Origin of the sequence: Ulvibacterium sp. (assembly GCF_028285715.1) — a bacterium.
Lineage (GTDB): Bacteria > Bacteroidota > Bacteroidia > Flavobacteriales > Flavobacteriaceae > Ulvibacterium.
The window spans coordinates 43,036-56,461 of record NZ_JANQOO010000010.1 but is presented as its reverse complement, the minus strand read 5'-3'; the positions used below and the strand labels follow the sequence as shown (position 1 = coordinate 56,461).

Below are 13,426 nucleotides of genomic sequence, written 5' to 3'. Positions count from 1 at the left end.
GCACTGAAGTGAAAGCATTTATAAGCTATTTTATTAAGTACCCGGTCGCCGTCAATATCTTCATCATAGGCTTTTTGATTTTTGGATATTTGGGATATCAAAGATTAAATTCTTCCCTTTTTCCCTTGTCCGATCCAAGTTTTATAAGCATTTCGGTCTCTTATCCCGGTGCGTCGCCAGAGGAGGTAGAGGAGGGTGTAATAGAAAAAATAGAACGCAACCTTAAGGGGGTAGAAGGGGTGGATAGGATAACATCGGTTTCGCAGGAGAACCTCGGAACGGTAAATGTTGAGATACTAACAGATTTTGATATCAATTTGGCACTGGATGAAATAAAGAATGCCGTAGATAAGATTCCCTCGTTTCCTTCCAATACGGAACCTCCGGTCATTGAGACCTTAAAGCCCACGAGAGAGGCCATTACTTTTGTGGTTACTGGGAAAGATGTTCCGCTAAGCATCTTAAAAAGGACAGCTCAGGAGGTAGAGGAAGATTTGCTCAGAATTGACGGTATTTCCCAAATCGCGCTTTCCGGTTTTCCAGAGGAAGAAATCGAGATTGCGGTAACCGAGGAAGTGCTTAGAAGTTATGGACTGACTTTTGAAGAAGTTTCTCGTGCCGTGGCCAATGCCAACATATTCATTACCGGAGGTTCCATAAAGACCACGAAAGAAGAATATTTGATAAGGGCCAATAATAAGGCCTATTATGCGGAAAATTTAGGTGGCATTGTCGTTAAGGCAGATGCTACTGGAGGTAAGGTATATCTTCGGGACATCTCCAAAATAACGAACACCTTTAATGAAACCCCCGATAAAATAAGTCTTAATGGACAAGCCGCAGTAAAAATTTCCATTACTAACACCAATACGGAAGACCTTATCGGGAGTGTTGAAAAAATAAGGGAGTATATAGCGGTCTTTAATAAGGACCATAACAACCTGAGACTGGAAATTACGATGGATACTTCCGAGGTCATCAAGGACCGAATTTCCTTATTATTGGAAAATGCGCTGATAGGGATGCTATTGGTGCTTCTATTACTCTCGTTTTTCTTACGGCCCGGGGTAGCCCTTTGGGTGGCCTTCGGCTTGCCCATTTCCTTTTTTGGGATGTTCATCCTATTGCCCCAATATGGGGTTACCCTTAATATGCTTTCCCTTTTTGGAATGATATTGGTCATCGGTATTTTGGTCGATGATGGTATCGTAATTGCCGAAAATATTTATACCCGGTATGAAAAGGGGGAGTCGGCGATAAAGGCCGCTGTAAATGGCACTTTGGATGTGTTGATTCCCATTCTTTCGGCTATTGCCACCACGATATTGGCCTTTTCGGTATTTTTCTTTTTGGATGGACAAATAGGGGCTTTCTTTGGTGATATAGCCGTAGTCGTTGCCCTCACCCTTTTGGTCTCTCTTATAGAAGCCTTATTGATTTTGCCTGCACACTTGGCACATTCCAAGGATTTAAGTGGAAAGGGAAAGACGTATAAGTTCAACCAATGGGGCGACCAATTTATGAATTACCTGCGGGATAAAGTGTATTCCCCATCATTCCGCTTTGTGTTGCGAAATAAATTCGCGTCGTTTTCCATCATTCTATTCCTGTTTATTCTGACCCTGGGGGCTTTTGCCGGAGGGATCATTAGACTTACGTTCTTCCCCACAACTGCGAGTAATCAAATTCGAATTACCTTGAACACTCCTCAAGGGACCCATGAAAACTTAACCGATTCGCTGGCGATTTATGTGGAAAATAGTGTCTGGAAGGTAAACAGGGATTTGGGGAAAAACGAAATAGGGAGAGACCATATCGTTTCCACGGTCAAGCAAATAGGGCCAGGGAGCTCTGCTTCTACCATCACCGTAAATCTTTCACCAAGTGAGACTCGGATCCTTGGATCTACGGAAATTGCAGACGCTATTCGTAAGACCGTTGGAGAACTCCCACAAGTGGAGAAATTAAGTTTCAATTCCGGTGGGAATGTGGGTGGAATGCCTATATCGGTTTCTTTGCAGGGAAAGGACATTGCAAGTATCAATGGGGCAAAGGATATTATTTATGAAGAGCTAAAAAAGAATCCGTACGTAAAGGATATTGTAGATACCAGTCCCGAGGGAATCAAGGAAATACGATTGGAATTGAAGGAAAACGCACAGCTTTTGGGATTGACGTTAAATGATATCATGGCCCAAGTACGTAGTGCATTTTTTGGCAATGAGGTACAACGGGTTCAAAGGGGCCAGGACGAGGTAAAAATTTGGGTACGCTATGATGAACAGGATCGGTCTAGTGTAAACAATGTTAACGATATTCAAATTGCCGCACAAAATGGGAGGATTCCATTATCTGAAATCGCAACATATACTATTGAACGGGGAGAGGTGGCCATTAATCATTTGGATGGTATACGGGAGATTACGGTCGCGGCTGATTTGGCCAATCCAAAGGCGAGTGCTTCAGAGATTATGCAAGACCTTACTATCCGCGTGGCCGGTATAGTGAGTGAAAAATATCCAGGTGTTAAGGTTAGTGCCGAGGGTCAGAATCGAGAGGTCAATAAAATTTCCATATCCGCTCTTAACACATTGCCAGCCCTGATTTTTCTTATCTATGTGACCATAGTCTTTGCCTTTAGGTCGTATAGCCAACCTTTTATACTGCTTGCCATTGTTCCATTTTGCCTTATTGGGGTGGCATGGGGGCATTGGTTACACGGGTTCCCGATGAGTATTCTCTCCTATTTGGGCATTATAGGCTTAATAGGGATAGTGGTCAATGATGGGTTGGTATTCACGGGAAGGTTCAATAGCTTTCTTAAAGAGGGTTTAAAATTTGATGAAGCACTTTACGAAACGGGAAGGGCCCGTTTTAGGGCCATATTCCTCACTTCGATTACCACAATAGCGGGACTGGCACCCCTAATGCTGGAAAAGAGCCTACAAGCGCAGTTTTTGATTCCCATGGCCATATCAATAGCTTATGGTATTGCAGTGGCCACTTTGTTGACCTTATATATGTTGCCCTTGTTCCTTTCTTTTTCGAATAGTGCCAAAGTATTTCTAAAGTATGTGGTCACAAGAAAGCGTCCGGAACGTGAAGAGGTGGAACGGGCCATAAAAGAATTAAAGGTAGACGATGTTAAGATATAGCCTTTTGTATATGGCCCTGCTGTTCTGTACAATGGCAAATGGACAGGATATATTGTCCATGGAAGAGGCTATTGCTATTGCAGTGGAGAACAACTACGATCTTCGTATCGCCAGGAACAATACCAAAATAGCTGATGTTGAGGCCAGTACGTTAAACAGTGGATATTTACCTAGTTTAAGCGCAGGTGGTGGCATAAACTACTCAAATGAAGATCAGAGCGTTGCTTTTTTAGATGGAACATCTACTTCTATTGGGGGAGCAATTACTGAATCGTATAATGCGTCCATAACGGCGGAGTATCTGATTTTTGATGGGCTGGAACGAAAATTCGGCCAGGACAAAAATGAGGAGAACTTAACCTTGGCACAATTACAGGAACGGCAACAGATTGAGAATACGGTAATTTCCATATACGAGAATTTCTTCAATGTTGCCTACCAAAAAAGAGTGGTCGAGAATTTGGGAATGAACATGGTCAATTCCAGGGACAGGCTAATACGCGCACAAAAACAGTTGAAGTATGGTCAAGGAACCAAATTGGATGAGCTGAATGCCCAAGTCGATTTGAACAATGATAGTATAGCGCATATAGAGGCGATGCGCGATTTGAATAATTTAAAACGCAGCCTTAACCTTGCTTTGGGACGAAAGGTCACCATGGATTTTAAAATTGATACTACGGTTACCTTTGGTACGAAACTACAGGAACAGGCCATTTTACAATCTGCGGAACAGTACAATATAGAGATGATATTGGCCCGGCAGAACATTCTTTTGAGTGAATTGGACATTAAGATCAATAAAGCGCGTTTCCTGCCGAAAATCAGTGGTAGTGGCTCTTACCAATGGAACGAAAGTCAAAACCCACCGACTTCCTTTGCCTTGGCGAATGAATCCTATGGGATTAATTTAGGGCTTAACCTCTCTTGGAACATTTTTGACGGTGGCTCGGCAACCAGGGTAAAGACGGCTAAAATCACCAAACAAAATAGGGAAATAGAACTGGTAAAAATAAAAGATCAACTATTGACCGATATTTTGAATGCCTATGAAACGTATACCATATCACAATACACCTTAAATGCGGAGTCCAAAAATGTGGATACCAACGAACTTAATTTTGAGCGTTCCCAAAAGCAATATGGCTTAGGCCAAATTACTTCGGTGGAATACCGACAGGCCCAGATCAATTTGTTCAATGCTCGAAACAATTATGCCCGGGCCAAGTATGATGTGAAGATTGCCGAAGTGAACTTGCTACAATTGGGAGGCAGTCTATTAAACTAAGGGTATCATTTATATTGGATAAATTCCATTTATTTGGAAATATTCCATATATTAGCTATCCTTTTTGGGATAGTAATGAACAAAACCATTCTCCACTTGGATTTGGATACCTTTTTTGTATCCGTTGAGCGATTGCTCAATAAAGAGCTTCGAAACAAACCCTTATTGGTTGGAGGTATTACGGATAGGGGCGTAGTAGCTGCCTGTAGTTATGAGACTCGGGGCTATGGCATACATTCGGGCATGCCCATGAAGATGGCCAAGGAGCTTTGTCCGGAAGCCAAAGTGATTAAGGGAAATGCAGGAACCTATAGCAAGCATTCCGATGTGGTTACCGAGATTATTAAGGAGAGTGTCCCCATTTTTGAGAAATCCAGTATCGACGAATTTTACGCCGATCTTTCGGGGATGGATCGTTTCTTCGGCAGTTATAAGTATGCCACGGAATTGCGACAAAGGATAATAAGGGAGACTGGATTGCCCATATCCTTTGGCCTATCGGTCAATAAGGTAGTGTCTAAAGTAGCTACCGATGAGGCCAAGCCCAACAATCAATTAAAAATTGATTTTGGACTGGAAAAACCATTTTTGGCCCCACTTTCCGTAAAAAAGATTCCCATGGTGGGGGACAAGACCTACCAGACATTGAGAAATTTGGGCATACGGCAAATTAGGACCATACAAGAAATGCCCATGGAAATTATGCAACGTGTACTTGGTGCCAACGGAACCGTAATTTGGAAACGGGCCAATGGCATGGATAATACACCGGTAATTCCATTTTGCGATAGAAAATCCATTTCTACGGAGCGGACTTTTGACAGGGATACGATAGATGTACTAAAGCTTAAAGGAATTTTAATGGCCATGACAGAGAATTTGGCCTATCAGTTGCGCCGGGGCAATAAGCTTACGGCATGTATTACCGTTAAGATACGCTATTCCGATTTTAATACCTATTCCAAGCAGATGCGAATTCCATATACCAGTGCAGATCATATATTGATTCCCAAAATTTTGGAGCTGTTTCGTATGCTGTATAGCAAAAGAATGTTGGTACGCTTGATCGGTATCCGTTTCAGTCATCTGGTCTCGGGCAATTATCAGATAAACCTGTTCGATGATACCGAGGAAGCCCTGAACCTATATCAGGCCATGGATCATGTTCGGAATCGGTTTGGCGACCGTTGTGTTTTTCGGGCCTCGGCCATGGGAGCCAAGACTATTGGTAGAATGCATAATCCTTTTAATGGGCAACCACCAATTGTACTGGCGCATAGAAAACAATGATTTTGTAAATAGTTGTTGGTCGATAGTAAAAAGTTTTCAGTAGATGAAAGCGATAGACCATTAACCAACAACTATCAACTATCAACTATTTGTATTTAAACTGCCACACATATTACAGCATGCGTTTCGGAACTTTTTCCGAACTGGATCTCTTGCAATTGGCACAGCAAAATCATATAAAACAATTGGTGCTCACGGATATCAATACTACTTCGGCATGCCTGAATTTTGTTCGAAAGGCACCGGAGTATGATGTACGCCCCATCTTGGGAATCGATTTTAGGAACGGGGTGGATCCCTGTTTTTTGGGCATTGCCAAAAACAATGCAGGGTATCAAGAGTTAAACACCTTCTTATCGCATCACCTACAGAATGAATTGGAAATTCCGCAACGCGCCCCTGCATTTAAAAATGCATTTATTGTTTATCCTTTTGAAACCGTTTTGCTTAACGAGCAACACGAATTTTTGGAAAATGAATTTATAGGCATCTCCATCAAGACCCTTAGGCGGTTACCCTTTTCCAGATTATTGAGGCTCAAGGATGAATTGGTAGTACAACAACCGGTCACGTTTCGAAATAAACGAGATTTCAATGCGCATCGGTTGTTACGTGCCATTGACAACAATGTGCTCTTGAGTAAACTTCCGGAAACAGAGGTGGCCGATGCCGATGAAAGGATGTTTCCTATACGGAATTTGGCTGAAGCATTTTCGGAATATACCCATATCCTTGAGAATACGGAACGTCTTTTGAAAGCGTGCAGCATCCATTTCGATTTTTCGAAAAATCGGAAACCACAAAATTTAAGGGCCTTTACCGATAGTATAGAAGAGGATGAACGGTTGATCGAAAAGTTATGCGATGAGGGATTGCCGTACAGATATCCTGAAATGGATGAGTCCGTAAGGGAGCGATTGAAAAAAGAATTGGAGGTTATCAAAAAAATGGGGTTTGTGTCCTATTTTTTGATCAATTGGAACATTGTTTCCCATGCCAGGGAAAGAGGGTTTTATTATGTAGGGCGAGGTAGCGGGGCAAACAGCATAGTCGCCTATCTCTTGCGGATAACCGATGTAGACCCCATGGATTTAGATCTCTATTTTGAACGGTTCATTAATCTGTACCGCGCCAATCCACCGGATTTTGATATTGATTTCTCGTGGCGGGATAGGGAAGAGATGACCCAATACATTTTTAACCGTTTTGACCATGTGGCACTCGTAGGTACTTATGTCACTTTTAAGCGAAAAGGAGTTGTTCGGGAGCTGGGAAAGGTCTTTGGTCTTCCCAAGGAGGAGATTGACATTTTAAGTGAAGGCCATTACTCCCTTTCCCAATTGGACAGTGCTTCCAGGCTTGTTCTTAAATACAGTGAATTGATTCAGGGGATGCCCAATTATTTAAGCGTTCATGCCAGTGGTATTTTGATAAGCGAACGGCCCTTGGATTATTTTTCCGCCACTTTTTTACCTCCCAAGGGGTTTGCCGTAACCCAGTTTGATATGGTCATTGCCGAGGATGTGGGACTCTACAAGTTTGATATTCTGGCACAACGCGGTTTGGGAAAGATTAAGGACACTTTGGCCATTGTGGCCCAAAACCAGCCTGAAAGCGCCAATTTGGATATTCATGATGTGAAGACCTTTTTTAAGGATCCCGTAATCAATACTTTGATCAAGACTGCACAATGTATGGGCTGTTTTTATGTAGAATCACCCGCCATGCGTATGTTGCTCAAAAAACTGGAGGTGGATAATTATTTGGGCTTGGTCGCCGCAAGTTCCATTATTCGTCCAGGCGTGGCAAAAAGCGGTATGATGCGAGAATATATTTTGCGCCATCGCCATGAGGGAAGGGCCCAGGAAAAAGCGCATCCGGTGATGTTGGATATTATGCCGGACACCTATGGGGTAATGGTATATCAAGAAGATGTAATAAAGGTAGCCCACCATTTTGCCGGTTTAAACTTGGGCGAGGCCGATGTGCTACGTCGTGGCATGAGCGGGAAGTTCCGTTCCCGGGAAGAATTCCAAAAGGTAAGGCACAAATTCATTGGTAATTGTAGAAAAAAAGGGTATCAAGACGTTTTGATCTTTGAGATTTGGAACCAGGTAGCCAGTTTTGCAGGATATGCCTTTGCCAAGGGCCATTCCGCGTCCTATGCCGTAGAAAGTTATCAGAGCCTTTTCCTTAGGGCCTATTTTCCATTGGAATATATGGTAGCCGTTCTTAATAACGGGGGTGGATTTTATCGCTCGGAATTTTATGTCCATGAGGCTCGGATGATGGGCGCTACCATTCATCCACCCTGTATCAATCAAAGTCAAATAGCAAATTGCATCTATGGGAAACATATCTATTTGGGTATGATGTACCTACGGGATTTGGAACAACAGGTCATGGCACGTATTGTAAAGGAGCGTATTGCAAATGGCCGTTTCAGTTCATTGGAGGATTTCCTGGATAGGGTAATCATTTCAGTGGAACAATTGAGTATTTTAATACGTATCGATGCTTTTCGGTTTACGGGAATCAACAAGCACCAAATACTTTGGAAAGCTTACTTAACGCTTTCAGGGAATCCTAGGGTAGACCACCCAAAACTGTTTCCGCCAGCAAAACAAAATTTTCGTATTCCCCGGTTGGACACTACTTTTTTGGAAACCGCTTTTGAGCAATGGGAGTTATTGGGATTTTGTTTGTGTAGCCCCTTTGAACTGCTTAAGGAACCTCCCAAGAACTTGAATGGACAAGGCGATTTAGAACGTTACCTAAACAGGCATATTGATATTTATGGCTATTTGGTTACCGTAAAAAACACAGATACACATTCCGGAAAACGTATGCATTTTGCAACGCTTCTAGATCAATATGGGAAGGTCTTTGATACGGTACTTTTTCCTCCTGTGGCGGCCAAATACCGCTTTCGGGGCAAGGGTATCTATCGCTTCTATGGCAAGGTGGTCAGTGAATTTGGGTTTTTAAGTATCGAAGTCATTAAAATGCAGAAACAGGACTATATCCAAGATCCACGGTATGCCGATATGAAAACCAGCACAAGAATGTTTGAGACTAGGTTGCAATCTAAAAATAATGGAATTTCGGATAAAGGAACCATCATCCACAATAATAGGGAATAACCTTTTGGGTTTATTATTGGACGCCTTCCCAAGATTCCCAAAATAAGTTCTAAATTTAGACATGCAGGAAGAATTTCATAGGAACGTTTCCGTGAGGGGGTCGGAGGAATTTACGGGAATCCGTCTACGGGAACCCGCACGCTACGCGGCCGGGCCTTTGGGCATTCAGGTTGCGATGCAGCACAGTTTTAAGGAGATGGGCATTACACGTTCCATGCGGGCCTTGTTGCACATGAATCAAAAAGAAGGTTTTGACTGTCCCAGTTGTGCATGGCCCGATCCCGAAAAACCTTCTAGGATAGGTGAGTATTGCGAAAATGGGGCCAAAGCCTTGGCCGATGAGGCCACTACCCAACAAATTAATGCGGAGTTTTTTAAAAAGAACTCGGTGGAAGAGCTCTCCCGGCTAACGGATTATGAACTGAATAAGTTTGGTAGACTTGCGGAACCTTTGGTACTTAGACCTGGAAACGTTCATTATGAACCCATAACATGGAAAGATGCCTATGCGCTAATTGCAGAGAAATTGCATCGACTGGATTCGCCGGATGAGGCCATTTTTTACACTTCAGGGCGTTCTAGCAACGAGGCAGCTTTTCTATATGGGATGTTTGCACGGGCGGTGGGCACCAATAATATGCCGGACTGTTCCAATATGTGCCATGAAAGCAGTGGTGTGGCCTTGAGCGAAACCTTGGGCATCGGTAAGGGATCGGTTAAATTGGAGGATTTCTATGGTGCAGAGGTAATCCTCATTGCCGGTCAAAATCCGGGCACCAACCATCCGCGCATGCTCAATGCTTTGGAGAAATGCAAACAGAATGGTGGAAAGATAATCAGTATTAATCCTTTGGAGGAATCCGGTTTGGTCAACTTTAGAAATCCAAAGACGCTTAAGGGCCTCACAGGAAATGGTGAGGATATAGCGGACATACATCTCCCTGTAAAAATCAATCAGGACATTCCTTTGGTAAAGTTGCTACTAAAAAGACTGGCCAGATTGGACGAGGTGACCGGAAAGGTGTTGGACCGTGATTTTATAGCTACCTATACCGATGGCTATAAGAACCTCCTAAAGGATTTGGAACAATATCAGGAAAAGGATTTGCTCCTAAGAGCTGGAGTTGACCAGGCTAAAGTGGATGAAGTAGTAAAGCTTTTGGCCACCAAATCCAAAATTATTGTTTGCTGGGCCATGGGACTCACCCAACATAAAAATGGTGTGGAGAACATTTGCGAATACGTAAACCTGCTATTGGCAAAGGGGGCTATCGGAAAACCAAATACCGGAACGTGCCCGGTTCGGGGGCATAGTAATGTACAAGGAGATCGAAGCGTTGGGATTATGCACTATGTGAATAAAGGCCTCAATGATCGTATAAAAAAGCATTTGGGTTTTACGCCCCCGGACAAGGAAGGTGTGGACACGGTAGGAGCAATAGAGGCGATGTACCAGGGTAAGGGCAAAGTGTTTATCTGTCTGGGAGGTAATTTTCTAATGGCTGCCTCCGATACGGAATATACCGCTAAGGCTTTGCAAAATTGCAACCTTACCGTACAGATCAGTACTAAACTGAACCGTACCCACTTGGTAACGGGTAAAACCGCCTTGATTTTGCCTACCCTAGGAAGGTCGGAAAAGGATATGAAAGGAGGTCAACAACGCTATTTTACGGTCGAAAATAGTATGGGCAGGGTAACCCGTTCCCGTGGAATGCTTAAACCCACCTCGGGGAATCTTAAAAGTGAGCCGGAGCTTATTGCCGAAATGGCGGATGCCTATTTTAAAGGGAAGCACACTATGGACTGGAAGGCCTTGGGAGAGGATTATGGATTGATTCGGTCCTATATTGACAAGGTAGCCAAGGGTTTTGAAAATACGGATGAACGTTCCAAAGGCACCGGATATTACCTGCCCAACAATGTACGGGAACGGAATTTTGGTTCGCTTCCCAAGGGAAAAGCACAATTTACCATTAATTCGCTACCCGAACACAATTTAGGGGAAGATGAGTTTTTGTTGATGACCATCCGCTCGCACGACCAGTTCAATACCACCATTTATGGCCTCAATGATAGATATAGAGGCGTATATAATGAAAGAAGGGTGCTTTTTATGAACCCACGGGATATGGAGGACTGGAATCTAAAAAAAATGGATGTTGTGGACATGGTCAGCGACTACGATGGTGTAAAGCGAACTGCAAATCGTTTCTTGGTTATCCCTTATAGCATTCCCAGAACTAATCTTGCCGCCTATTTTCCGGAAACCAATGTTTTGGTACCCTATAACCACTATGCCGATAAGAGCAAGACCCCTATCAGTAAATCGATTATTGTAAAGGTTAAGAAGACCTCACCTTAGGAAATTGAACCCACCTTGCTTTGTCCTAAAACGTGTTACAATTCCTTTAATCGAATATTTCGGTATTCCACTTTCATTGGAGGGCCCCTATGGGCCTGTAGGCCCAAAAAACCAGAAAACTTTCGGTTTATGGTGTCGTTATCGATTATATCGCTCATAAGGATACCATTAATAAAGTGCTGTAAGCGGTTTCCTTTTATGATGAGATGACATTCGTTCCAATCTCCCTCTTTTATCTGGGTTCTCAGGGAATCCGAATTTCCAAGCGATTCCAAAACCGTTCTACTTTGCCAGGCATTCTTGTCTACATTGGCACGTAAAGAACCGGGGATATCCGGGTCTTTCTGAGAGGTAATGGCAGCCTTCTCTCCGCGATATGCCAAGGTGGTCCGTTTTCGTTCCTCATAATTTTGCCCGGTATAGTTGTTTTTTCCATCTATGTCCGCTTGATAACCACGGAGCGCGAAGGGGATTGTGTCCAATAATTCACTACGATAGTTAATGCCACTATTGCCATTTTCGGAAATCCTGAATTCTGTTTTAAACTCAAAATCCTTGGGTTCACCACCTTTCCAAATAAGGAATGTATTGGATTTTAAAAGTGTTTCCGGGGTAATCTCCCCGACTAGAATGGTATTTTCTACGCGCCAATAGGTAGTGTCGCCTTCCCAATTATTTAAGGTTTTTCCATCGAATAAAGAGATAAAACCATCATCTTGTATGCTATTTTTTTCCGCTGTTTCACTGCTTTTTTCCTTGGGTTGCTCACGGCAGGATTGGACGCTTAACAGCATCCCTAGCCCGAATACCATGCCCAATGGTAAGCCTTTAATCACTTTGTTGCTCATGTCCTTTGTTATAAAAGATAAATAGTCCGTCCTTGCCGGCCACAATGATATCCTTGTTTCCATTACCTGATAAATCGGTCACCCAAAAATGGATTCCCGTTCCCTTGCCTTCACCAAAAACCCCATAATCGATTATCTGTTTGTCGAAACTTTTCCCATTAAAGGAATAATAGTACATTCCATAAGGGTCATTGCTACCGGGGTCTTTGCCGTTGTGGGCACGATAACGTTTACCCGTAACAAGCTCGTTACGGCCATCGTTATCGAGGTCGGTCCATATCATGGTATGGAATTGTGAGTTATTCAGGTCAATGGGATGTTTTATCCATTCCGATGATTTCCCGTCTGCATATTTTCTTTGTTCATACCAATGTAGTCCATAACCGTGTCCTTGGCCTACGATAAGGTCATTCTGACCATCTTCATTAACATCTATGACCAAAATCGGCACACTTGCGGTACCGAGTTCAAAATCGGGATGAAAGGTCCAATTCCCTTCAAATGGATTTTTAGGGGATTCCATCCAACCTTTGCTCACAACGAAATCACCTCTCCCATCCCCGTTTATATCACCAAAACCAAGTCCATGACCGTGTTTTTCCATGACCTTGTATGGTGTAAAACTTCCCGCCGGTTTCCCTTGGGAATCGGTAGTTAAACGATACATCATCAAGGGGTTATTGGGTGTATTGGGAACGATTTCCGGAGTACCGTCCCCATCGATATCCCATGACCGCGGGGCTTCTATATTACCGACCTCTGCAATGAGGTGTTCCGCCCATTCCCCTTCATTTCCGGGATTTTCCCTCCATACCAGACGCTTTCCGAACCATCCCCCGGTAATATAGTCCATATAGCCATCACCGTTTACATCCAAGGGAAGGGTGGAGAAATCATCGTAGTATTCCCCATAACGTTTAAAATCCCCAATAAAGTGACGTTTGAGATAGTTAGGCCCTTCATACCAATAGGAACCGGATACCAGGTCAGGGACTTTGTCTTTGTTTACATCAAATACGCCAACGGACTCAAAGCTTTCCGAGGCTATTTTCTGCTTTTCAAATTGTAAGGGTCTCTTTATCGCATCATCCATCCTATGTACCTGTGCCATTAAGGAGAATCCGTTTGGAACCCATAATAGGAATTGCAGTAATGCACTACAAATGACCCACTTTTTGCATTTTTGAAAAACTCCTTTGCCAACGCCCATCGTTAAGACCTAATTTTATGAAGTACGGTAAATATATTCAATGATTTTTAAGATATGGACTTTGAGAAGACCCAATTTATCATGTTTTAATTATCGATTGGCAACTACAAGTACGTGCTATGTATTT

7 protein-coding genes are annotated in these 13,426 nt (G+C 43.1%); 5 read left to right on the top strand and 2 right to left on the bottom strand.

Going from position 1 to position 13,426, the window contains the following annotated elements; translation table 11 throughout:
- Positions 1-8 precede the first annotated feature (8 nt).
- The 5 genes from Q0993_RS03560 (at position 9) to Q0993_RS03540 (ending at position 11,241) form a co-directional block, all read left to right on the top strand.
- Positions 9-3,155 carry an efflux RND transporter permease subunit gene (locus tag Q0993_RS03560; RefSeq protein WP_299529801.1) on the top strand — a complete coding sequence of 1,049 codons (3,147 nt, stop codon included), beginning with the start codon at positions 9-11 and terminating at the stop codon, positions 3,153-3,155.
- A complete protein-coding gene (locus Q0993_RS03555; protein ID WP_299529799.1) occupies positions 3,142-4,443 on the top strand; it encodes a TolC family protein in 1,302 nt (433 codons plus the stop codon). Before Q0993_RS03560 ends, Q0993_RS03555 begins: the two co-directional genes overlap by 14 nt.
- A 75-nt stretch (positions 4,444-4,518) precedes the next feature.
- Entirely contained in the window at positions 4,519-5,733 is a 1,215-nt protein-coding gene (gene dinB / locus Q0993_RS03550) for a DNA polymerase IV (RefSeq protein WP_299529797.1), read from the top strand.
- A gap of 89 nt (positions 5,734-5,822) precedes the next feature.
- A complete protein-coding gene (locus Q0993_RS03545; protein WP_367279577.1) occupies positions 5,823-8,876 on the top strand; it encodes a DNA polymerase III subunit alpha in 3,054 nt (1,017 codons plus the stop codon).
- Positions 8,877-8,937: 61 nt separating this feature from the next.
- On the top strand, positions 8,938-11,241 hold the full coding sequence (locus Q0993_RS03540; protein WP_299529793.1) for an FdhF/YdeP family oxidoreductase: 2,304 nt from the start codon (positions 8,938-8,940) through the stop codon (positions 11,239-11,241).
- A 35-nt stretch (positions 11,242-11,276) separates the two neighbouring features.
- Here the strand turns inward: Q0993_RS03540 and Q0993_RS03535 are convergent, their stop codons facing one another.
- Positions 11,277-12,089, bottom strand: a complete 813-nt coding sequence (locus tag Q0993_RS03535) for a DUF1080 domain-containing protein (RefSeq protein WP_299529791.1) — start codon at positions 12,087-12,089, stop codon at positions 11,277-11,279.
- Complete coding sequence (locus Q0993_RS03530; RefSeq protein ID WP_299529789.1) at positions 12,070-13,299, bottom strand: VCBS repeat-containing protein; 1,230 nt, start codon at positions 13,297-13,299, stop codon at positions 12,070-12,072. Before Q0993_RS03530 ends, Q0993_RS03535 begins: the two co-directional genes overlap by 20 nt.
- Positions 13,300-13,426: the final 127 nt, after the last annotated feature.